18 protein-coding genes and 1 other annotated feature are annotated in these 22,335 nt (G+C 46.2%); of the genes, 7 read left to right on the forward strand and 11 right to left on the reverse strand.

Annotated features, from left to right (window positions below):
* Positions 1-292 precede the first annotated feature (292 nt).
* Positions 293-1,591, reverse strand: a complete 1,299-nt coding sequence (gene serS, locus AWM73_RS08450) for a serine--tRNA ligase (RefSeq protein WP_060778936.1) — start codon at positions 1,589-1,591, stop codon at positions 293-295.
* A 168-nt stretch (positions 1,592-1,759) separates the two neighbouring features.
* Positions 1,760-1,977, reverse strand: a binding site (T-box leader).
* 97 nt (positions 1,978-2,074) lie between these two features.
* Complete coding sequence (locus AWM73_RS08460; protein ID WP_060778938.1) at positions 2,075-3,301, reverse strand: dicarboxylate/amino acid:cation symporter; 1,227 nt, start codon at positions 3,299-3,301, stop codon at positions 2,075-2,077.
* Between the two features lie 367 nt (positions 3,302-3,668).
* Here AWM73_RS08460 and guaD point away from each other — a divergent pair, with 367 nt between their 5' ends.
* Positions 3,669-5,030 carry a guanine deaminase gene (gene guaD / locus AWM73_RS08465; protein ID WP_076340232.1) on the forward strand — a complete coding sequence of 454 codons (1,362 nt, stop codon included), beginning with the start codon at positions 3,669-3,671 and terminating at the stop codon, positions 5,028-5,030.
* 130 nt (positions 5,031-5,160) lie between these two features.
* On the forward strand, positions 5,161-5,286 hold the full coding sequence (locus tag AWM73_RS09165; protein WP_255204082.1) for a hypothetical protein: 126 nt from the start codon (positions 5,161-5,163) through the stop codon (positions 5,284-5,286).
* A 176-nt stretch (positions 5,287-5,462) separates the two neighbouring features.
* Here the strand turns inward: AWM73_RS09165 and AWM73_RS08470 are convergent, their stop codons facing one another.
* Genes AWM73_RS08470 through AWM73_RS08490 form a run of 5 tightly spaced genes read right to left on the reverse strand, consistent with a single transcriptional unit; the run spans position 5,463 to position 11,108 of the window.
* Entirely contained in the window at positions 5,463-6,233 is a 771-nt protein-coding gene (locus AWM73_RS08470) for an ABC transporter ATP-binding protein (RefSeq protein WP_060778939.1), read from the reverse strand.
* A 2-nt stretch (positions 6,234-6,235) separates the two neighbouring features.
* Entirely contained in the window at positions 6,236-7,285 is a 1,050-nt protein-coding gene (locus AWM73_RS08475; protein ID WP_060778940.1) for a taurine ABC transporter substrate-binding protein, read from the reverse strand.
* A 2-nt stretch (positions 7,286-7,287) separates the two neighbouring features.
* Positions 7,288-8,061 (reverse strand): ABC transporter permease, encoded by a 774-nt coding sequence (locus AWM73_RS08480; RefSeq protein WP_060778941.1) that lies wholly within the window; start codon positions 8,059-8,061, stop codon positions 7,288-7,290.
* Between the two features lie 29 nt (positions 8,062-8,090).
* Positions 8,091-9,794, reverse strand: a complete 1,704-nt coding sequence (locus tag AWM73_RS08485) for an FAD-dependent oxidoreductase (RefSeq protein ID WP_060778942.1) — start codon at positions 9,792-9,794, stop codon at positions 8,091-8,093.
* A 15-nt stretch (positions 9,795-9,809) separates the two neighbouring features.
* The gene (locus AWM73_RS08490; RefSeq protein ID WP_060778943.1) at positions 9,810-11,108 is read right to left on the reverse strand and encodes a YeeE/YedE family protein; all 1,299 of its coding nucleotides are present in this window, start codon (positions 11,106-11,108) and stop codon (positions 9,810-9,812) included.
* A gap of 443 nt (positions 11,109-11,551) precedes the next feature.
* On the opposite strand from AWM73_RS08490, the gene AWM73_RS08495 reads away from it, so the two are divergent.
* Both AWM73_RS08495 and AWM73_RS08500 read left to right on the forward strand, forming a co-directional pair.
* Positions 11,552-12,013, forward strand: a complete 462-nt coding sequence (locus tag AWM73_RS08495) for a LytR/AlgR family response regulator transcription factor (RefSeq protein WP_060778944.1) — start codon at positions 11,552-11,554, stop codon at positions 12,011-12,013.
* Positions 12,014-12,026: 13 nt separating this feature from the next.
* On the forward strand, positions 12,027-12,419 hold the full coding sequence (locus AWM73_RS08500) for a DUF3021 domain-containing protein (RefSeq protein ID WP_060778945.1): 393 nt from the start codon (positions 12,027-12,029) through the stop codon (positions 12,417-12,419).
* Between the two features lie 76 nt (positions 12,420-12,495).
* Here the strand turns inward: AWM73_RS08500 and AWM73_RS08505 are convergent, their stop codons facing one another.
* From AWM73_RS08505 to AWM73_RS08515, 3 genes are all read right to left on the reverse strand, one after another.
* The gene (locus AWM73_RS08505) at positions 12,496-13,863 is read right to left on the reverse strand and encodes a serine hydrolase (protein WP_060778946.1); all 1,368 of its coding nucleotides are present in this window, start codon (positions 13,861-13,863) and stop codon (positions 12,496-12,498) included.
* The gene (locus AWM73_RS08510; RefSeq protein ID WP_060778947.1) at positions 13,847-15,004 is read right to left on the reverse strand and encodes a sensor histidine kinase; all 1,158 of its coding nucleotides are present in this window, start codon (positions 15,002-15,004) and stop codon (positions 13,847-13,849) included. Before AWM73_RS08510 ends, AWM73_RS08505 begins: the two co-directional genes overlap by 17 nt.
* A gap of 403 nt (positions 15,005-15,407) precedes the next feature.
* Positions 15,408-16,097 carry a response regulator transcription factor gene (locus tag AWM73_RS08515; protein ID WP_060778948.1) on the reverse strand — a complete coding sequence of 230 codons (690 nt, stop codon included), beginning with the start codon at positions 16,095-16,097 and terminating at the stop codon, positions 15,408-15,410.
* A gap of 802 nt (positions 16,098-16,899) precedes the next feature.
* On the opposite strand from AWM73_RS08515, the gene AWM73_RS08520 reads away from it, so the two are divergent.
* From AWM73_RS08520 to AWM73_RS08530, 3 genes are all read left to right on the forward strand, one after another.
* Complete coding sequence (locus AWM73_RS08520) at positions 16,900-17,658, forward strand: TVP38/TMEM64 family protein (RefSeq protein WP_082702898.1); 759 nt, start codon at positions 16,900-16,902, stop codon at positions 17,656-17,658.
* 34 nt (positions 17,659-17,692) lie between these two features.
* Positions 17,693-18,763 (forward strand): glycosyltransferase family 4 protein, encoded by a 1,071-nt coding sequence (locus AWM73_RS08525; RefSeq protein ID WP_060778949.1) that lies wholly within the window; start codon positions 17,693-17,695, stop codon positions 18,761-18,763.
* Between the two features lie 109 nt (positions 18,764-18,872).
* Positions 18,873-20,135, forward strand: a complete 1,263-nt coding sequence (locus tag AWM73_RS08530) for a lipid II:glycine glycyltransferase FemX (protein WP_060778950.1) — start codon at positions 18,873-18,875, stop codon at positions 20,133-20,135.
* Positions 20,136-20,459: 324 nt separating this feature from the next.
* Here the strand turns inward: AWM73_RS08530 and AWM73_RS08535 are convergent, their stop codons facing one another.
* A complete protein-coding gene (locus tag AWM73_RS08535; protein WP_060778951.1) occupies positions 20,460-22,091 on the reverse strand; it encodes a muramidase family protein in 1,632 nt (543 codons plus the stop codon).
* Between the last annotated feature and the right edge of the window lie 244 nt (positions 22,092-22,335).

Consider the following 22,335-nt stretch of genomic DNA (forward strand, 5'->3'; position numbering starts at 1 on the left):
CTTTAGTCTTTCAAACATGACTCATTGTAAAGACTGATAAAGGCAAAAACAAGACTTTTGCTTGGCAGGACACATGACTTGACTATTCGCAAAAAAGGCTGGAACAAAAATCCCAGGCTCTTTTTAAAGCACGAACTATCTATTAAAAACGTGCTCCAAAAGTCAGCCCTGACGTCCACTTCACGAACTATGTGCGATAGTTTTGCAACTATCTACCATAGTTCGCTCCAGTGGTTCAGGGCTCTTTTGACTTTTGTCACACTCTCTCACTTATTCATTGCTTAAAAACTGCTTAATTTAAGCCACGAGCATTTTCCTTGGTAATTTGACTTACCCCACCCATATAAGGCACAAGGACTTCAGGAATAGTAATGGAACCATCCGCGTTTTGCCCGTTTTCTAAGACTGCAGCCACAGTCCGCCCCACAGCTAAACCTGAACCATTTAAGGTATGGGCCAGTTGGGTCTTGCCGTCGATATCCCGGTAACGGACTTGGGCCCGGCGTGCTTGGAAGTCGACACAGTTAGAGCAAGAAGAAATTTCCCGATAGGTGTTTTGGGCCGGCATCCAGACTTCGATATCATAGGTCTTGGCTGCTGAGAAGCCCATATCCCCAGTACAGAGGACAATGCGACGGTAAGGTAAACCAAGTAAGTCAAGAATATTTTCCGCGTTTTCAGTCATGGCTTCTAATTCATCGAAAGATTGGTCTGGAGTGGCCACTTTAACCATTTCCACCTTTTGGAATTGGTGCATACGGATCAAGCCCCGGGTGTCCCGTCCCGCTGAACCCGCTTCAGAACGGAAACAAGGTGAGAGGGCAGTCACACGGATAGGCAGGTCTTCTTCCTTCAAGATTTCCTTAGCAAAATAATTGGTTAAGGGCACTTCTGCAGTAGGAATCAAGGTCAGGTCTTGGCCTTCATTGGTGATTTGGTAAACGTCTTCGGTAAATTTAGGGAATTGCCCCGTCCCATACATGGCTTGGTCGTTGACTAAGAAAGGCGTAATCATTTCCATATAGCCTTCTTTTTGGTGTTGGTCCAGCATGAAGTTGTAAAGGGCACGTTCTAAGCGAGCACCTAGACCCTTATAGTAGACGAAACGTGAGCCGGATACCTTAGCCCCAGCGTCCCAGTCGAGGATATCTAAGTCTTCGGCCAGATCCCAGTGGGCTTTGACTTCAAAATCAAATTCAGGGGTCTCGCCATGGCGGTGGATTTCCACGTTCTCATCTTCGTCTTCACCGACTGGTACGCCTTCAGCCGGGAGGTTAGGGATCCGCGCCAGAATATCATGTTCTTCTTGGTCGAGTTGGTCTAAGTCGCTGTCCAAAGCCTTGATCTTGGTTCCCAAGGCCTTCATTTCTTGGATCTTGTCATCAGCATTTTCCTTATTGCGTTTGAGTTGACCGATGGCGTCAGAAGCGATATTACGTTCCTTCTTCAAGTTTTCCGCTTCCACAATCACTTGCCGGCGTTTTTGGTCCAGGTCACGTAAATGTTCTAAGGTTTCCTTTTCCACGCCCCGACCCTTCAAAGCCTCAGCCACTTGGTCAAAATTATCCCGTAATAAACGTACATCAATCATTTCAATTCCTCATTTCTTTTAAACATTTTTATCATTAAATTATTAAAAAACTAGCTAGGTCATCAACTATTATAGTCTTATTTTTGCTTTACCCGTTGATAAGCTCTAGCAGAAGGCCTGCTCAGTAACAACATTTGGGCAAAAGAAAAACCATCCCGCCCTCTTCATCAAAGGGACGAAATGGTCATCATTTTGCGCGGTACCACCCTGCTTCAAGGCAAGACTTGCCTTACACTTACAAATAACGGTTTGTGCCGGCGCTACTTCCTTAATACTAAGTCGTAGGCAGTCCTTGTGTGGATTCACCCAGGTCCCCTGTCCATTCTCACCCACCATGGACTCGCTAAAAGGCTTCCTAAGCTACTAGTCACAAGCATCACTTGATCTATATATAAAGTCAATGAAGACTTTACTGGAGTTAAACTCCAAAGCTACCCTTATTTTAAGAAGAAAAGCCGACCTTGTCAAATGGCTTTTGCCTACCTAGGCCAGGTCTGAGCTTTCCGTCTCGTTTTGCTTAATGTAATTATGGTAAATCTTGTCAATAAAGACAGCGATGGCGTTATCTCCGGAAATATTGGCCGCAGTCCCAAAGGAGTCTTGGGTCAAGTGGAGGGAGATCATAATTTGTTGCATGCCTGGGTCAATTATCCCTATCATCGGTAAGAAAGGTAGGGCTGACATAATCGCGCCCCCAGGGGTCCCCGGTGCCGCCACCATGCAGACACCCAGGGTGAGTATGAAGCCCAGAACCATGGTGAGGTTGTGGGGCATACCGTAAATTAATAAGAGGGCGGTAGCATTAGCCGTAATGGTAATCATAGACCCGGTCAAATGAATGGTGGCGCAGAGAGGCACGACAAAGTTCGCAATGTCTTGAGAAACCTCATTTTTAGCCGCCGACTTCAAGTTAACCGGAATGGTCGCAGCCGAGGACTGAGTCCCAATGGCAGTCATATAGGCTGGGATTTGGTTTTTCATCAGTTCCCAAGGATTCTTGCCGGCGTAAGTCCCAAATAAAATAAAGAGGAAAGCCACATAAAGAATCTGTAGGAGAATCACACAGATAAAGACCTTCCAAAAGACCGAAATAATGGCAAAAACCGAGCCACTATAGGACAAGTTACTGATATTACAGAAAATATGGATGGGTAATAAAGGCACGACAATTTTCGCAAGAACCTGGCTGATAATCCCACCAAAATCGCTAAAACCTTCATAAAGCACCTGTCCACGCCCGTGTTGGCGGAGCCAGTAAATCCCTAGCCCCATCATAAAGGCGAAAATAATCGCCCCCGTCACATCAAAGAAAGGCTCGATAGGAATCACAAAGAGCGGTTCTAAACTCGGCGCGGTTTGAGTTAAGCGCTCGACCAGGCTTTCACTGATAAAGAAGGGGAAGAGCTGACTGGCCATCAGATAGGCCAAAAAGCCACCACCGATGGTCGATAAATAGGAGGTCAAGACGGTAATTCCTAATAATTTACCAGCCCCCTGACCCAAATCGGCAATCCCTTGGACCACAAAACCAATGATCATAAAGGGAATCACGAAACTCAAGAAGCTGGAAAAAATCCCGGTAAAAGTGACACAGAGTCGGAAAAACCACTCCGGCACAAAACTTAACTGTCCAACAATAATTCCTAAGATAATTGCTAATAATATTCGGGGAACGAGGCCAATTTTCCTTTTCTCAAGTACTCTTGCCATTCTTTCCCACCTCCATTTCATTTTCTTATCATGGCATTCTAATAATATTAGCAAAAAGTGATCGCTTTGTAAAATCGACTGAATAGCATGATTAGATAAAAAATAGCCCGAAAAATTCCAAGACTGGCTTGGTACTGGATTAGGGGATTTTTACAGGTGTCTTGGCAGAATTTCTTAATGCAGGTATTTTCCGGACAATTTTAAATTTAACTTGATTTATATTCGTATTTTGTTAAAATTAAACTGTTGGTTGACAATTAAATCACTAAAAGTCAATCATTTTATGAATAATAACAAATCTGAATACTATTAATATTCGCTTATCACCTCACATGATAAGTGACAAAATAGAAAGGATAATCAATCGATGACCCAGTATTTTCAAGGTGATCTCTTCCACACCCCTGTTTATGGCCAGTTAGACTATATTCCCCAAGCCCTGATCGCGGTGGATGACCAAGGGAAGATTGAACAAGTTTACCGCCAAGATGACCCCGCCTACGCTGAAGCAGTCAAGCAGGCCCAAGAATCTACTGACTTTGTCCGTTTAGAAGCCGGCCAATACTTCCTGCCTGGCCTGGTGGACCTCCATATTCATGCGCCTCAATGGCCTCAAGCCGGGATAGCCTTAGACGAACCCCTCAATGTCTGGTTAGACGAGTGCACCTTTCCCTTAGAGGCCAAGTACGCGGACCTGGACTTCGCCCGCGCGGTTTACACCGATTTAATCCAACAGTTACTAGCCCGTGGCACCACCACTGGGCTCTATTTTGCTTCAGCTCACTTAGAATCCTCCTATGAATTGGCCAAAATCTGTGCCCAAGCCGGCCAACGTGGCCTAGTGGGTAAGGTGGTTATGGACGACCCTGAAGCTAATCCCGACTTCTACCGGGATGCTTCGACTGACCAAGCCCTTAAAGACACCGAAACTTTTATCCAAAAAGTTCGCGACTTAAGTAAAGACTATAAGCAAGGCGTCTATCCCGTGGTTACCCCGCGCTTTGTTCCGAGCTGTACCGATGAGGCCTTGGCTGGTTTAGGCGCCTTAGCCAAAAAATACAATGCCCACGTCCAATCCCACTGCTCGGAAGGCCAATGGGAGCACGATTTTGTCATGGAACGCTTCCATGGTAAACGCGACACTGAGGTCTTACGCGACTTCGGCCTCTTAGGACCTAAGTCAGTCATGGCCCACTGTAACTTCCTCAACGAAACAGACGGGAAAATTTTCCAAGAAACTGGGACCGGGATCGGGCACTGCCCTTATTCCAATGCCTATTTCGCTAATGCTGTCCTTCCCGTTAAGCGCTTGAAGGCTCAAGGCGTCAACATCGGCTTAGGAACAGACATTTCTGGTGGCTTCTCCCCAAGCCTCTATGAAAATATCCGCCAAGCCGTGGTTTCTTCCCGGATCCTAGAAGACGGGGTCGATACCCAAGTGGGCCCTGAAGATCGCGGAGTCAGCGACAGCCGGATTTCCCTGGTGGAAGCCTTCTACCTGGCTACTAAGGGCGGCGGTGAGTCTCTCGACCTTCCACTGGGCAGTATCGAAAGCGGCCAAGCCTGTGACCTCCAATTAGTCGACACCAAAGTGACCAATAATATCCTCCCTGACTTCGGCGTATTCAATGATCCTAGAGAAATCTTTGAACGGATCATTTACCTAGTTACCCCTGAAAACATCCGCAAAGTCTGGGTCCAAGGCGACTTAGTGGTGGAAAAGGGATAAAGAATAAGACTTAACTTTTTAAATTATATAATCTCCTATAAAAAAGATGAGAAATTAGTCCAAGCTAAGATCTCATCTTTTTTACTTTGTGTGTTAAATCAAGTATCCTTGTTTTAAAGGAGGCAGTATAATGGATATCCTTTCCAATTTTTCTAACCAATCCGACATCTTTACTCCTAGTCATGAAGAAGTTATGAGTTTATCTGAAGATTTGCTTAAAAGAAATAAAGAGGTTTATGAGGAATTAGCTAAATAAAATATTTAAAGCAAGTCAAGAAAGTAATCTTAACGACCGTCATTTCCCGCACGGTCGTTTTTTAATTTGTTCCATAATACAAAAAAACCGGGCGCTGTCTTAGCGCACCGGCTTATTTAATATACAAAATGAAAGAAAATCATTAGGTTCCAGTTGGAAAGCAAACTTCCCAGAGACTAAGGTTTTATGCTCAAATGGTAGTAGATTTGATCTTTAACTCTTAGATAGCGCTTATCGACATAGTCCTTGGCCGTCTGCCCGTTTAAGATACGGTAGGTATAATCCAAGGAAAACTCTACCAACTGTCCTGACTTCCCTTTCGGAATAACAATCAAACGGGTTGCAAGAGTCAGAGCTTCATCGATATCGTGAGTAATCATGAAGATAGAGGTCTCTTCCTGCTGCCAAGTCTTTCTGACAAAATGCTGCATATCCAACCGGGTCAAGGCATCTAAGGCAGAGAAAGGTTCATCCATTAAGATGAGCTCTGGTTGTGGGGCCAGGCTCCGAGCCAGCTGAACCCGCTGCTGCATACCCCCTGATAACTTAAAAATATAAGCATCCCGGTAATCTGCAAGTCCAATATTCTCAAGCAAGTAAGTTACCTGTTGATCAATTTGTTCAGTCTTATCTTTGCGCGCTTCCAATCCAAAAGCAATGTTCTCTCCTACTGTCAGCCAGGGATAGAGGGTATGGCGCTGGAAAATCACACCCCGTTCCCAGGAAGGGCCAGTAATCTTCTCTCCCTTGAAGGACAGCTTGCCTGAAGTCACACGCTCATAGCCAGCTAATAAATTGAGCCAGGTGCTCTTGCCCACCCCTGAGGGCCCCAAGACACAGACGAATTCTCCCGAATTCATGGAGAAATTAAGTCCCTGGATCACTTCAGGTGATTGGTCATCATAGCGATAGGAAACATCTTCCATCCTTAATAAGGGTTCATTCACGGCTATTCCTCCTTGGCTAAATAACTTTCAATGTAAGTGGGACTGATAAAATTTTGGACGGCTTCTTGACTGGGCAGGTCTGATAACTGGCGGTTACTCCTTAAGAAGTCAGCAATTGATTGAATAATTTGGACAAAGTTTCCCTTTTCTTGAGAAGAGCCCAGGTAATTGAATTGGACTTGATCTTCAGCCTTTAGCCATTTGGATCCCTTCATTTGTTTGAGTACCTCGTCCGCTGGCATACCCAGTTCCGCTCCCAATACTTTAGCTGCTTGATCAGGCTGACTCGCATAGAGCTGGTGGGCTTCTTCTAAGGATTGGATAATGGCTTGAGTCACTTCAGGATGATCATTTAGATAAGCTTTCCGCCCCAACATCACATTAGCTGTCACAATGCCTTTGCCTTGGAGTTCTTTGGAGTCCAACAGGATATGCCCGGATTGGCTCACAAGTTGGGAAAGGTTAGGTTCCCAAGTATAGGCCCCAACAATATCGCCACTGGCCCAAGAGGCTGCAATATCGGTTGACTTCATGTCAAGAAGTTTCACTTGGCCACTAAGATTGGCTTCTTCAAGCACCTTTTCCAAACTATAGTGTGACGTTGAAGCAAAGGTCGTTGCCAGGGTTTGACCAGCCAAGTCTGACAAAGAGTTAATGGAATCTTTGACCACCAGGCCCTCTGTCTCTCCCAGCAATTCATGAACCCAGATCAGTTCTGTAGGGATTTGCTTGGCTAAGGCAACTACGGCATTAGTAATTCCCATGCTGGCATAGTCAATACTTCCCGAAGCCAAGGCCTTATTAGCCTCGACTCCTGAATCGAACTCGACGAACTTGGCTTTTACCCCAATTTCCGCTAGCTTATTTTTTAACTTTCCCTGGGACATGGCAAGCAACTCATCGTTGGGCACCCGGAGGTAAGCAATTCGCACTTCATGGCTATCCTTGTCTGAATTCCTATCGAATAAGCCGTAGTGCCAGCTACTGATTAACAAACCGACAACGATAAAAACCGCAATCGCTAGTTTGGTCCATTGTCTCTTTCTTACCACCCTTAACCCTGTCCTTTCCAAAATACCAATTGCTTTTCAATACCATCCAATACCCGGTCAAAGATTAAGCCGGTTAAGCCCATCAAAATAATCCCGACAAAAACAACATCAATCTTCAAATAACGGGAAGCATCAATAACCAACCAGCCCAAACCTGACTCGGCGGCTGTCATCTCCGCTGAAACCAGGGTCGTATAGGCAAAGCCGAAAGCCGTCCGTAAGCCAACAATAAAACTGGCTAGAACGCTGGGCCAAATCACCTCGCGCATAATCATCAGGCGTGAAGCTCCTAGTGATTCAGCAGACAGAATATAGTCCGACCGCACCTGTTCGATCCCCGAAACCACGGCTAAGTATAGGGGGGCAAAGGCAGCGATGAACAAGAGAATGATCTTGGAAGCATCACTAATTCCCACCAACATAATCAGTAAAGGATAATAAGCTAAAGGGGGAATGGGCCGGATGAAATTTACCAAAGACTGTACGACATAACGGATGATTGGACTGAAGCCACTCAAAATTCCCAAAGGAAGGGCTAAAAGTGTTGACGAGAATAAGGCTAAGAACAAACGAACAAAACTCGCCCTTAAGTGGATGGACAAAGGAATTCCGGCATAGCCTTCCTGGCATAAAGACAGAAAGGCTTGCCAAATTTCCGTGATAGAGGGTATATTCAGGCCTTGGCCTCCGCTTCCGCTAAAGGCAAGCTGCCAGCCGACTAGAATAAGGAGCCAGAAAAGCAGACCTAGGCCCTTCAATTGACTATACTTCTTCATTCCCATCTCCTAACATGTTCGCCTGTCATTTAGTCAAAGTTATAAGCGGTGAGGATCGATTTCCGACCGGTTACTTGGTCGCGATAATATTCATACTCGGACAAGCCTAGGTAAGAGCCATCAATATTATAAACATTGCTATAACCCCGCTGCTCTAGCGCCCGGACCATGTTATAAGACCGTTGGCTGGACCGGCAGTGAATATAAACGGGTTGGTCATGAGGAATTTCATCCAAGCGTTGTCTAAATTGACTCAGTGGGATATTCTTAGCCCCTTTAAGGTGACTTAGTTCGTATTCATCCTCCTCGCGGGCATCGATAATGAATGCTCCCTCTTCAACGAGTTTACGCACAGCGGTGACTGGCACCTTTTTGAATTCCCCATTCAAGATATTCAAGCCAACCAAGGCCGCATGGTTAACGGGATCTTTAGCGGTACCAAAGTGTGGGGAATAAGTTAATTCCAGATTCTTCAAGTCTTCCAAGTCAAAGCCTGCCCGGATGGCAGTTGCCACCACATCGACACGCTTAACCGCATCACCTTCACTGATGGCCTGGGCCCCTAGGATCTTTCCAGACGGCTTAGCGAATAAGAGTTTAAAGAAGAGGTTCTTGGAACCTGGCATCAGTCCGACCCGGTCTTTAGGAATAATATAGGCAAAGTCATAAGGAATCCCTTCAGCTTGTAAAAATTTCTCGTTGTAACCGGTGCTGGCCACGTTATAGTTCAATAGCTTAATCGAAAGCGACCCTTGCACCCCCTTGTTTTGAACCGTCCGACCATAAATGTGATCAGCTGCTGCCCGGGCTTGCCACTGGGCAGGACCAGCTAGGGCCAAAGTCCTCGGCTTGCCGGTGAGGTAGTCATTAATTTCAATAGCATCTCCCACCGCATAAATATAGGGGTCAGTGGTTTGGTAGTGGTGATTGGTCACAATATGTCCCGTTTCACTTATCGCTAGGCCTGCTTGACTAGCTAAGTCACTATTAGGAGCAACCCCTAGCGCCAAGACCACGGCTTGTGCTGGGATACTTGCTCCTGATTCTAAAACAACCGCATCGGACTCAATCTTTTGGACATTGTGTCCCAGATAGAGCTTAATCCCATGATCATAGAGTGAGCGGTGAAGAATTTGAGCCAGGTCCTCATCAATAGGGGTTAGGACCTGGTCGGCCGCTTCAATTAAAGAAAGGTTCAAACCTAGCTGGTGGAGGTTATCTAAAACTTCTAAACCAATGAAGCCGGCACCAACTACCGCCACATCCTTGACGTCATGGTCACTCAAGTAGTCAGCCAGTTTGCGAACATCAGGAACAGTCTTAATCGTAAAAACATGGTCGCTGTCCACTCCTTGAATACTTTGTGGCTTAAGCGCACGTGCTCCCGGAGCCAGAATCAAGTAATCATAGGACTCTTGGAAGCTCTCTCCTGTCTCATGATTTAATACTTTGACGGTTTTATTTTTGCGGTCAATCTCAACCACTTCATGGTTGACCTTAGCTTGGATATTATACTGTTGGTCAAAATTTTCTGGTGTCATCAAGAGTAAATTCTCACTTGATGCCACCTGACCACTTAGGTAGAAGGGAATACCGCAGTTGGAATAAGAAACGTAAGGCCCTTTTTCAAAAATAGTGATCTCGGCAAATTCATCCAAGCGGCGGATACGGGCAGCAGTTGACGCCCCACCAGCACAACCTCCAACAACGACAATTTTATTATGTTTTGACATCTTCATTCACACCTTTCATCGTTCACGTTCACATTGGATAGGAATCGGAATAATATTAATCTTGCCTTGGAAGAGTTTAAGACCAACTACTCCGCCAGCGATTGTAGCGAAGAGGAAGAACCATCCCGAAATGGAGAAGCTTGAAATGGCTGAATATAGGGCACCAATATTACAGCCCAGCGCCAAACGTGATCCAAAACCTAGTAAAGTCCCACCAATGGCATAATAAATTCCATCTCTAATAGAGAAACCTGACCGAATGCGGAAACGGTTAGCTAGTAGGAAGGCTAAGAGGCTCCCTGCAAAGAGGCCGATATTTCGAATAGTTGGCCCGTCAACTAAAAGACCGCGGTTCACCTTTTCCAAGTAGCTAGCAAAATTTGCTTTTGAGAATTCAAGGCCGAAGTTTTGTAAAAGAGCTACGTCCCAGGTGACAAAAGGTGAGGTAACCCCCCAAGGAGATCCGGCGGTCACCAAGACAAAGACTGCTGTTAACGCAATAATGACTGTCCCTGTGAAGAAGGTCCAACGTTCAATAAATAGCTTATGATAGGTTGCGTATGAAAATAATGGTGCTGGCGTCGACAAGTCGAGTGGTTTCTCAATCTCTTCCCAATCCCCATAAGGATCTAGAGAAGTCTTATCTTCCTTGCGTTTTTTCTCATAATTCATGACCCACCACCAAAGCCCAGCAAGTAGGGCTAGGGTTATCACCAAGGCCCCAAAATAACCAAAGACTTGGGGAAGATGTAGACGGAAGCCGACCTGTCCTAGAGCGGTCCGATCAAAGACTGCGCGGGCAGCTTGGCCGGGCGCCGCTGATAAAACAAAGAAAATCAGGGAAATCAAAGCGCGAACTCGTCCTTCGCCCAAGTCAGACAGGGTACCAGAAGCACAGCAACCAACCATGATCATCCCAACACCAAAAAGAAAGCCCCCAACTATGGTCGCCAGGTTAACGAACTCAACATTTTGGGTACCTGGAATAATAAAGTCTCCGGCCCCTTCAACAAAAGCTGGCAAGGCCCCTTGACTGGCAGCCTTCCACTGAATACCTGCAAAGACAAATGAAGTAAAGGCAAATAATAGCAACAAGGCCTTAGATAAACTCGCTTCGCCTCGCATATAGAGGCGCTTCACTCCTCCAGCAAAACCATAGCGTGACCGGGTTAAGGCATAACCAAAGGACACACCAGCTAATAAATGTAAGGGAAGAATAGCCTTTAAGCCACTCAAATAATAACCAAACCCCAGTAATATAATAATTAGCGCTAAGCCCAGGTAGGTCTGGGTTCGCTTGACACTCTTTTGCATCTTATCGCTCCAATCGTTTTAATCTACTTATTTTTGTATAGTGATTAAGAAGATATAATCTTTAAATAAAAATGTCAATTCGCTTAAAATATGAGTAAACATTATTTTGTAAAACACCAAACTTAGAAATCCCCTTAACAGCAGCATTCTCTTTTAAAAACGATTTCCCCTAGCGATCAGTTAGGATGGGCTATTTATATAATAAAGAGCCGTAGACTTTACCTTTATAATTTTTAATTTAAATAAGGACTTAAAAGAGACTGAAATAATCCATTCCAGTCTCATTTTAAAATCAATTGAATTCAATCTAGTCCCCTTACCGCTTAGACCCAATTCTCCACCGCTTAGCGAGAAAGTGCCCTACCATTTCAACAATTTGCTATACTAAAGCTGAAAAAAGGCCGACCAAGCTCTTCATTTTCTTCTAGAAAGGTAGTGAGTTTATGGATGACAGTAAGATCAACATTCAACAAGTCATTGATCCCCAACTAAAAGAAAACTATATCGCTATCCACGCCCAAAGCGAGTCACAAGCCCAAAGCTTAGCCCAGCAGATCAGTCCCTGCCTGAGCCGGAGTCAGGAAGATATCGCTCTTAAAGTCGATGACCAGTATTTTATCGTCCACACTAAGGACATTCTCTATTTGGAGGTCAACCAGGGCATCCTGACCATCACTACCAGTAACAAGAAATATCAAAGCCGGCAAAGCCTCTCCAGTCTGGCCGACAAGTTAAACAGCCAGGACTTCATCCGAATTTCGAAGTACGCTATGGTCCGCCTCCAAGCTATTGAGCGGTTGGAAATGGCCTTTTCCGGAAATATGTATGCCTATCTATCGACCGGTCAGCAAGTCAATGTCTCCCGCCGTTTCGTCAGTCAAGTCAAGAACCGTTTAGGTATTTGAAAGGAGTCTCACCATGAAAAACATTGTCTCTGCTATCTCTCAAAGCGTCTCCCTAGCTATCATTATCTGGGTGGTCATGGGCGCTATCTACACCAGGGACTGGACCTATGTCTCTATGCTGGCCTCAGTCATGTTCTTCGGTGCTGTAATCGGAGGGACCTCGGCCATCTATGAGTACAGCTCTTGGCCCCTCTTAGCCAAGGTCAGCATCCACTTTACCGTCTCTTTATTAGCCTTCCTCCTAATGGGCTCTGTCAACCACTGGTTTCCACTCACTGGACAAGTCCTAGTAAGCGTCATTGTCTACTTCGCCCTCATCTTCTTTGCCATCTGGGTCTGCTACTACTTCTACAACCGCCATAAGATCAAGCAAATTAACCACTACTTGAAGAAGAAAAAAGATTAAAGCTAAAAAAGTCAAAAAAGCTCCTAGGTGGATAGAAACCCTCCCACTTAGGAGCTCTTTTCATGTATTTTAACTTTTAGTTACTATATTCCGCGATTTTTGCATTGAGCCAATCACTGATGAACTGCATGCTTTCATGGACCTTGCGGGTGATTTGGACGAAGGGACTGACCCGTTTAACATTTTCCGTTGGCATCAAGTCCGTCGCCAAGGCTAATTGGCCATCCACGCTGTCCACAAAGGGGATATGGAGGATTTCCGTATTAACTGCCTCCCCTTCCTCTAGGGGTGCATTGACTTCCAGGTTCCCGTTCATGGAATAGGAAGCCGGTTCGGTAAAGTCGGCTTCGGGACTGTCACTAATGCTGTAATTTTGGGGAACAAAGCAGGCCACAGTATTGCCGTATTGCAATTGGGTCGTAGCCTTATTACCACCATAAATTTCGACTTCCTCACCATTGTTATAGAGGGCGCCTTGGGGAATCAAGACAATCCAATCCAAGTTATTTTGCAGGTCGGTCAGCAAACGAGAAGTTTCCAGGAAGCGATCTTCATTACTTGCCGCTCCCAAAGTCACTAGGATGACCGGTCGTTGGTTGATGAAACTGGTAGCCACCAAACAATAGCCCGCCCCCAGTTCGGTCCCCGTCTTCAGGCCGGTAATATCCCGCCGCCCGTAAGTCATCCCAGGCAGGAGTTGGTTACTATTGGTCATGGTCACCTGCCAGTCAGGAGCCACTTGGAAGACTTTCTCTTCCACTTGGGAACGACTTTGGATATCGGGATAATCGTTGAGCAGTCTTTGGACAACGAGAGCCAGACTTTTCGCTGAGATTTGGTTTTCTTCCGTCTCACTGTACTGGCCAGGTCGAGCGTCAGCCCGGAGTTCGCCGCGGAGGCCAGAGGCGGAGACTAGATTATAATCTTTGATGCCGAGTTGGTCTAACTTCTGGGCCATGAGTTCGATAAAGTGGTCTTCACTCCCAGCCACCTTTTCCGCTAGAGCCACAGTGGCGGAATTAGCGGAAGCAATAATGACCGCATCAATCAATTGGTCGACACTGTAGTTGGCCGGTCCCGCCACTAGAGGCACATTAGACAGGCCTTCTGCTTGGGACTGCTTAGCCAAGGCAGGCGAGACGGGGACAGCCTCATCGAGGGAAAGCTTGCCCTGGGCCAGTTGGTCATAGATTACATAGAGGCTCAGTAACTTGGTCAAGGAAGCAATCCCATGTAAATCATCGGCGGCCTTCTGGTAGAGAATTTGTCCGGATTCTTGGTCAATAGCGATGGCATGCTTGAAGCCGTATTGCTGACTTTGGCTGAGTTGGTCAGAAAAATCTGCCACCGTCTCGCCACTGGCTAAGACTGGACTAGCAAAAAAGACCAAAGCCAGGATTGCCCCAGCCACACTGCTGGCGATCTTCTTAGTCACTGTCTTCATGCTTATCAGCCTCCTTCTTCTTATCAAGGGGTTGTTGGTTAGGTAGGACGAAAATAAAGCGGGTTTGTCCATGGTCGGATTCCGCCCAAATCTTGCCATGGTGCAAATTAACAATGGTTTGGGCAATAGCGAGCCCAAGGCCACTCCCCTTGGTGGTTCGAGAGGGGTCCACCCGGTAAAAACGTTGGAAAAGATTCTCCAAAGCTTCCTGGGAAATTTCGTTCCCGTCGTCGATCACTTCAAAGCGGGTGCTTTGCTTTTGCGGAATCACTCTTAGGAGAATATAGTCGCCCTCCCCACCATATTTAATAGCGTTAGTAATCAGGTTGGAGAAAAGACGGACAATGGTTTCGGGGTCCATTTCGACCCAAATGTCCTCTTGTCCCGAGCTATCCACCTCAATCCGCCGGCCAACCTCATCGGCCTGGAGTTCAAACTCGGCACTTAATTGTTCTAAAAGGCGGACCACATTGGTCTTTTGGGTATTGATCTTAGTATTGATATTTTGAATCTTGGTATACTCAAAGAGGTCCTCCACCATTTTCTGCATCTGCAAGGCCTTATCATAGGCGATGTGGACATATTCTTGGATCTTCTCGGGATCATCGATTTGCTTATTTTCAATTAGTCCCAAGTAACCAATCACCGAGGTCAGGGGAGTGCGGATGTCGTGACTCATATTGGCGATCAATTCGTCTTTGGATTCCTCAATCCGGCGTTCCTCCTCCATAGCCTTCACCGTCGAATCGACCAAGCGGTTAATGGAAGAGACCACGGGTTCCATACTGTTCATATGCTTGGTAGAAATTTTATGGTTGTAATTACCCTTAGAGATATAGTGGAGTTCATCGAGGATAAAGCCCAATTGGATGGTGCGGTTGCGTCGATAGACCCGCCAAATTAAAATCATCAGACCCGCCATCAGGTAAAAAGCGGTAAAACCGAGGACAAAATAGCGTTGGAAGCGGGGAAAGAAGAGCAACCAATAGGGGTTCTCCTGGGCCACAAGAGGCATGAAATAGTCGGTCAGGGTAATAAAAACAAAGACCATCCCAAAATAACCGATCACCAGTAGGGCTGTCACGGCGATGGTTTCAAATAGTAATTCCGTAAAAATACGTAAGCGTCTTTTAGCGGGCATGGACTCTTTTTCCTTCTTTCCTAGCCTATGGGCAGGGCAAAAAGTAGCGTCAGCGCGCTACTCTAAGCTTGTCTTAAGTACCTTTGTTGCGACTGTCGCACTCTTTAAATGTGCTCCAGTCACAGGACGAACGTCCACTTCAAAAACTGGTAACGCTCAGCCTAGCTGAGCTTATCCCAGTTTTCTCCAGTGGTTTCGTCCTTCGTTGTGACTGTCGCACTCTCTAGTTGAGTTCGGACGCCAGCCTTGAAGTTGCTTCAGAAAATTCCATCGCACAGTTCCCTGTGCTTATGGTATTTTCCTCCAGCAATTCAAGTCTCTAACGGCGCCCTCACAGCCTTATAGCTGATCTTAGCTTTTCTTCCAAGAAATCTCCCTCACTGATCCTTCCTCTCGTCCTTTATTATTGTTCACTAATCTTATAGCCGACTCCCCAGACGGTGGAGATGACTTTGTCGCCGCCGGTTGCGGTTTCGATTTTGTCGCGGAGGTGGCTAACATGGACCATGACCGTCTTGGCGGAGACCACGGATTCTTGTTGCCAGACCCGTTCAAAGATTTGATCGGCTGAAAAGACTTCATTAGGATGAGAAGCCAAGAGATAGAGGATGCCAAATTCGAGAGCGGTTAACTGGATATCTTCCCCGTCAATGGTTTTCACTTCATGGGAGTTCTTATGGATGATCAAGGGGCCAATTTCAATGGTATCGCCGCTACCTTGGTCACTAGCTCCCGATCGGCGTAAGAGCGACTTGACCCGGGCCATCACTTCTAAGGGGTTAAAAGGCTTGGTGACATAGTCATCAGCCCCCGTGGTTAAACCGGAAATCTTATCCATATCAGCGGATTTAGCGCTCAATAAAAGAATCGGCACATCGACCTCCCGACCCCTTAACTCCTTGACCACGGTCAAGCCGTCCTTACCGGGCATCATAATATCTAAAATAATTAAAGCAATATCGGGGTTTTCACTAATCCGTTTCAAAGCTTCATCCCCGTCATAAGCTTGGATCACATCATAGCCTTCATTGCTGGAATAAATAGTCAGTAATTCAACAATTTCCTTGTCGTCATCAACGATCAATAATTTCACAAGGATCCCTCCTCTGTTTATTTTTAATGAGACTGAGACCAAAAATCCTTTGCGCTTGTCGCACTCTCGAGTTGAGTTTGGAAGGGGTAGGGGATGTCCTTTCAGAAAAGTTGAACGACCAGCATGCTGGTCTTATCATCTTTTCCTCCAAGGAATCGCCCTCCCTGATCCTTCCTCACATCCTTCTCAAACCTGCTCCAGTCACAGGACGAACGTCCGCTTCACACAGGGTGTGAGACTTGGCGCCTAGGCTTGGATGATTGGAGCAAGTCAGAATAAAAGCGAAACCTTCGCTTGTTTCTGACTTGTGAAATCACTCCAAGTCTGCCAAGTCGAACCCAACTAAAAACTGGTAACGCTCATCTTAGATGAGTTCGTTCGCCAGGCTTGAAGTTGCTTCAGAAAATTTCAACGCACAGATTCCTGTGCTTATGGTATTTTCCTCCAGCAATTCAAGCCTTTGACGGCGTCCTCACATCCTTATAACTGAGCTTATCCCAGTTTTCTCCAGCGATTTCGTCCTTTTGCGTGACTGTCGCACTCTCTGTTTAATTTTTCTGGTTTTGTACCTATTCTACCAAAGATCCTCCCAGCAATAATCTCATTCGCCTTAAAATCTGCTTAAGAAAAGCTTAAATTCAAAGTAATCCGAACAACTTTGCACCTATTTCTTAAAAAAATCCTTAGTTTTTTTATATATTATTTCAATTCTCCTTAACGTATAATGAATTTAACGAAGCTGTTGTGACAGCTTTCAAGACCTGAATTTTCCTCAAGACACGCTGAAAGCGAGGCGACCGCCATGTCCACACCCAAGGATTGTCATCCTAAGCCAGTCACCCCCAAGCCCTCTTGTCCCAAAGAAGATAAGTCAGCCCAACTAAGCGATGATAAAAAGCAAGAGAATGCCTTGCGATCTGACTCCAATAAAGGCCAAAACTTGGCCCGGGAGACTCGGTCGCTTAAGCGGGCCCGACTGGCCAACCAGGTCTTTAACTTGGTTGGGATTTTAGGGGTCATCCTAACTATCTGGCTGATCTACGCCGCCTACCAAAGAGGGCTTTTTTCCTCCCAAGAAAACTTAGAGGCCTTTTTGCGTGGCTTTGGCGGTTGGGCCCCTTGGCTCTTTATCCTGATTCAAATTGTCCAAACCGTTATCCCGGTCATCCCCGGAGGCTTGACCTGTCCGGCTGGAGCTGCGATTTTTGGGGTCTGGTACGGTTTTCTCTTAAACTTTATCGGGATTATGATCGGCAGCGTGATTGACTTCTGGTTGGCCCGTCGCTACGGTCGCCACCTGGTCATGGCCTTAATCGGGCCCAAGTCCTATAACAAATACATTCATTATCTCAACACCAAGACCTTTGACCGGATCTTTATCTTTGGCATGTTCTTTCCGGTCTCCCCGGCTGATGCCCTCTGCCTCTTAGCCGGTCTCTCCAACATGACCTTTAAACGGTTCTTCCTCTTCTTATCTTTAGGAAAACCCTTTACCTTATTTATCTATACTTACGGCCTCCTCTACTTGTCCAGCTGGATCGGCCAGCTACTGGGGCTCTAAGCCCATTGTCCGCCAGCCTTAGAAAGGATTTTCTATGCAGTCTTTATCGATTAACATGTTCTCAAAAGCCGAAAGTAAAGCCGGCCAAGGCGTGGGCTCTGCCTACCGGGAATTGGTCAACACCCTGGTCAAGCACTACCCCAACGACCTGGCACTCACTTATAATGCCTTTAAAACTAGCGACATCTCCCACTACCATACCATTAATTTTCCCTTCTATTTATCGACTTTCCTAAAGCGTCGCCGCGGGATCCGCTTGGGCTATGTCCATTTTCTCCCTGAGACCTTGCGGGGGTCTATCCACCTCCCTGGCTGGATCCAGACCCTCTTCGATAAGTATCTAATCGCCTTCTACCGGCGGATGGATCACTTAGTGGTCGTTAATCCTGTCTTTATCGATAAGTTGGTCCAAGACTACCACTTTGACCCGAAAAAACTCTCCTATATCCCCAACTTTGTTTCAACCGATACTTTCTATCCGCAAACTACCGAAGAAAAAGCAGCCTTCCGCCAAACACTGGGCCGCAGTTCAAATGACTTTGTGGTTTTGGGAGTAGGCCAGATCCAAGGCCGCAAGGGGATCGACGACTTTATCCAGTTAGGCGTCGACCACCCAGAGATTTGTTTTTACTGGGTGGGTGGCTTTACTTTTGGAAAGTTGAGTGATGACCATGATCGCTACCAGGAAGCTCTCAAACACCTGCCGCCTAATGTTCACTTTACCGGGGTAGTGGACCGGGCCGACATGGTCAAGTATTACAACCTGGCCGACCTCTTCCTTCTACCCAGTTACAGCGAGCTCTTTCCCATGAGTATTCTAGAAGCCTTCGCCTGTCACACCCCGGTCATGCTGCGGGACTTGGACCTCTACCAGGATATTTTAGGCGGCTACTATATTCCTTGTGCTGACCGAGCAGCCATGGGGAAAAAGATCAGCCAACTGGCCCAAGATCCCCAAAGTCTCAAAAGCTACCAAGACAAGGCCCAAGCCGCCTCCCACTACTACAGTGAGGACCGGGTTGCTCAAATCTGGCTCAGCTTCTACCGGGATCTGGTTAGAAAACATGAAAAAAATACCCACCAGCTGACCCAGCCGGAGAAATAAACGGGCTTGGCCTAAAGCTTTCCTTAAAATTCAGGTCAGCTTTTCAAAAAAATCAAAGCCGTGGTAAGATTAAGGGAGTAGTAAAACATGCGAGAGGATTTGAAAATAAATGACTCAATACCATAGCGTCCAATTAAGTGATGCGGACCACAACCACTTCGTTGAAAACCATCCCAATGGTGACTTATTACAGCTAACCGACTGGGCTAAGGCCAAAGAATTTACCGGCTGGTACTCCAAAAACGTTGCCGTGGCCGATGAAGCAGGCCAAGTTCAAGCGGTCGCTAACATTCAATTCAAGAAACTCAAAGGCACTCCCCTAACTTTTGCCTATGCCTCCCGGGGTTTTGTGGTCGACTATGACAACCATGACGCCGTGGCGGCCATCAGCCAAGCTGCGGTAAAAGCTGCCAAAGAAGAACACGCCGTCTACCTCAAGATCGACCCTGACCTGGAAAGAGAAGGTAATGAAGAGACCCTCAAACTCTTAGAGACCCTGGGCTTTCGCCATACCGGTTTTAAAGATGGGATGAGCGAACAGTATATCCAACCCCGCCAAACCATGTACACCCCCATCGACCAATCCGACGAAGACTTACTAAATTCCTACGAAGCCAAGACCAGAAACCTGGTCCGTAAGGCCATGAAGTCAGGACTAGAAGTCTTTGAAGGGAGTCGGGAGGGATTGGATGTCTTCCACCGTCTAATGGAAGAAACTGGAAAACGGGACGGTTTCGCCACCCGGGATATTTCCTACTTTGAAGCCCTTTACGACAACCTCCATCCCCAAGGCCACTTATATTACTTCATGATTAAGTTAATGCCGGACAAAATGGAGGAAGAAGCCCGTCAGGAACTGGCCCTGATCGAAAAAGACCGGGAAAAGGTGGAAGCCCGCCGCGATAGCAAGAAGAAAAACAACCAATTGAAAGAACTGGCTACCCGGCAAGAAAAACAAGAAAAACTCATTGCCGATGCGGACGACTTACGTAAGGACCATCCTAAGGGCCTGCCCCTGTCAGCTGCCATTCTCTGCTTCTGTGGCAAGAAGGCTTATTATCTCTACGCGGCTTCTTCCAACCACTACCGCAAGCTCAGCCCTAACTACCAACTCCAATACGACCTCATGCGCTTTGCCCGTGATAAGGGAGCGACCACCTATGACTTTGGTGGGGTCAGCGTTGATCCGGATGAAGATTCTCCCTACCGGGGACTTTGGGTCTTCAAACGCATGTGGGGGACCAAGGTCTCTGATAAAATCGGTGAATTTGACTATGTCCTCATCCCTGGCCTCTACCAATTGATGACCTACGCCATCCCGAGAGTCCGCCACTTCATGAAAGGCTTCCGTAACAAGGAAGACAATGAATAGTCTTAAAACTTATCTTATTTCATTTTTATTATTGATAAAGGCCTATCAGGATTTTTAACAAATAGTTTTGAGCAGTAGTGGCGCTTTGAATTTGGTCATTAGCCATGAACGAGCAAGCGATGTGAAATACGGCTAGTAGGCATTACCGTACTAGTCGTTTGAAGCTCGCTAGGCGAGAGACCTCGGCTCGAGCCGGTGCCATGGTTTTTCAATGACCAATATTCAAAAGCAGAACGAATGCTCACCAATACCATTTGTTTTAAAGAACTTATTTTACCCATAGTAAAAGCCCTCAAGCATGTGCTTGAAGGCTTTTTTTAAGGTCTATTTTTCTCTCAATTCCCAGTCTAAAATATAGCTATTTGGTCCGGCGTAATTGACATAGAACATCTTGTACTTGCGCCAATTGAAGACACTGTTACCATAGTTAAGCGCTTCTTGGATGGAACTGAAACGACGGGGTTCACGGACGAAGCCGTGCTTGGTGTTAACCTTAACTGCTTGTGATTGTTTCTTAGGACTTGCTTGGGGAGTTCTTAATTTCCATTTCAGCACATAGCGGCCAGAACCATCACTATCTACCCGGTATTGTTTGTACTTGGACCAGTCAGCATGTTGACTGCCGTAAGTCATGGCCTCGTCAACCGTCTTAAAGCTTTGGTCTTCTTCGACCCAACCGTCTTTGACTACACTTGTTGGCGCTGGCTTAGTGGTTTCTGCTTTGCTTGGCTTTTCGCTTGGGGTGTCAGCTTTGGCAGGGGCTTTGACCACTAGTTTATCACCGGGATGAAGCATGTAGTTAGCGCCTAGCTTGTTCCAAGTCATCAGGTCTTGGATACTTACGAAGTACTTCTTACTGATTCTCCAGAGGGAATCGCCCGATTGAACGGTATAGGAGCTGCTTGAACCTGTGCTTTCAGCAGGTTTGGTCGTTTCGGTTGGTTTCTCAGCATTTGGCTTTTCTGCTGGTGTTTCTGCTTTGGCAGGCGCTTTGACCACTAACTTGTCGCCAGGATGTAACATATAGTTAGTACCCAACTTGTTCCAAGTCATTAAGTCTTGGATACTTACGCCGTACTTGTTGCTAATTCTCCAGAGTGAATCGCCGGATTGGACCGTGTAGGAGCTGCTTGGACTTTCAGCTGGCTTGGTCGTTTGGGTTGGTTTTTCGTCTTCAGCGGGTTTCTCACTTGGCCTTTCCGCTTTAGCGGGGGCTTGAACCACTAACTTATCGCCTGGATGAAGCATATAGTCAGAGCCTAGCTTATTCCAGGTCATGAGGTCTTGGATGCTTACCCCATACTTATGGCTAATTCTCCAGAGCGAGTCTCCGGATTGCACGGTGTAAGACGCCTTAGAAGTTGTACTTTCAACTGGTTTTTCAGACTCAGTTGGTTTTTCACTTGGCCTTTCTGCTTTGGCAGGCGCTTGAACCACTAATTTGTCGCCTGGGTGAAGCATGTAGTTAGCACCTAACTTATTCCAAGTCATTAAGTCTTGGATACTTACCCCATGCTTCTTACTGATTCTCCAGAGCGAGTCGCCCGCTTGAACCGTGTAAGAACCATTCACTGCTGTATTCTCAGCAGGTTTTGTAGTCTCTACTGGTTTTTCACTACTTTGACCAGCTTGGCTAGCCGGTTCACTTACCTTGCCCGGTGTTGGAGCGTCTTTCAATTCCCATTTGAGGACGAAGCGGTTAGGGCCGGCGTAATTGACCCGGTATTGTTTATACTTCGACCAATCCGCATGTTGACTGCCATAGTTCATGGCTTCGTCTAGGGTTTTGAAGCTTTGCCCTTCTTGAACCCAACCATTAGATGCACTAGCTGGGTTAGCTTCTGCTAAGACTGTTGGTGCATCTGCCACTTGTAAAGCTGCCGCCGACAATAAGGACAGTGATGCCAGGCTGAGCCATTGATTATATTGATTCATTTTTTGATTTCTTGCTTTCATTTTAATAACCTCCCTTAGGGAAAGACGGCATACCATGCTCTCTTTTCACTTATATTATAACAAGCCCCCAAGGGAAGTTAAAGTCATATTGTAACATTTCTGTAATATTAACCATTCCTTAAACTTTTTCCTGATATTCTTATTAAAAGGGGTATAATCATTGATAAATAAGGATTTTGATTAACTTTCAAGCTAAATAAATATTGTTTTATGAAAAATGTTTGTAATATTTAAGTAACATTAT

Source organism: Aerococcus urinae (assembly GCF_001543175.1).
GTDB classification, from domain to species: domain Bacteria; phylum Bacillota; class Bacilli; order Lactobacillales; family Aerococcaceae; genus Aerococcus; species Aerococcus urinae.

Bases quoted from the DNA above. Each gene is read 5' to 3' on its own strand.
- serS (WP_060778936.1), bottom strand. From the start codon at position 1,591: ATGATTGATGTACGTTTATTACGGGATAATTTTGACCAAGTGGCTGAG.
- AWM73_RS08460 (WP_060778938.1), bottom strand. From the start codon at position 3,301: ATGGCAAGAGTACTTGAGAAAAGGAAAATTGGCCTCGTTCCCCGAATA.
- guaD (WP_076340232.1), top strand. From the start codon at position 3,669: ATGACCCAGTATTTTCAAGGTGATCTCTTCCACACCCCTGTTTATGGC.
- AWM73_RS09165 (WP_255204082.1), top strand. From the start codon at position 5,161: ATGGATATCCTTTCCAATTTTTCTAACCAATCCGACATCTTTACTCCT.
- AWM73_RS08480 (WP_060778941.1), bottom strand. From the start codon at position 8,061: ATGAAGAAGTATAGTCAATTGAAGGGCCTAGGTCTGCTTTTCTGGCTC.
- AWM73_RS08485 (WP_060778942.1), bottom strand. From the start codon at position 9,794: ATGTCAAAACATAATAAAATTGTCGTTGTTGGAGGTTGTGCTGGTGGG.
- AWM73_RS08490 (WP_060778943.1), bottom strand. From the start codon at position 11,108: ATGCAAAAGAGTGTCAAGCGAACCCAGACCTACCTGGGCTTAGCGCTA.
- AWM73_RS08495 (WP_060778944.1), top strand. From the start codon at position 11,552: ATGGATGACAGTAAGATCAACATTCAACAAGTCATTGATCCCCAACTA.
- AWM73_RS08500 (WP_060778945.1), top strand. From the start codon at position 12,027: ATGAAAAACATTGTCTCTGCTATCTCTCAAAGCGTCTCCCTAGCTATC.
- AWM73_RS08505 (WP_060778946.1), bottom strand. From the start codon at position 13,863: ATGAAGACAGTGACTAAGAAGATCGCCAGCAGTGTGGCTGGGGCAATC.
- AWM73_RS08510 (WP_060778947.1), bottom strand. From the start codon at position 15,004: ATGCCCGCTAAAAGACGCTTACGTATTTTTACGGAATTACTATTTGAA.
- AWM73_RS08520 (WP_082702898.1), top strand. From the start codon at position 16,900: ATGTCCACACCCAAGGATTGTCATCCTAAGCCAGTCACCCCCAAGCCC.
- AWM73_RS08525 (WP_060778949.1), top strand. From the start codon at position 17,693: ATGCAGTCTTTATCGATTAACATGTTCTCAAAAGCCGAAAGTAAAGCC.
- AWM73_RS08530 (WP_060778950.1), top strand. From the start codon at position 18,873: ATGACTCAATACCATAGCGTCCAATTAAGTGATGCGGACCACAACCAC.
- AWM73_RS08535 (WP_060778951.1), bottom strand. From the start codon at position 22,091: ATGAAAGCAAGAAATCAAAAAATGAATCAATATAATCAATGGCTCAGC.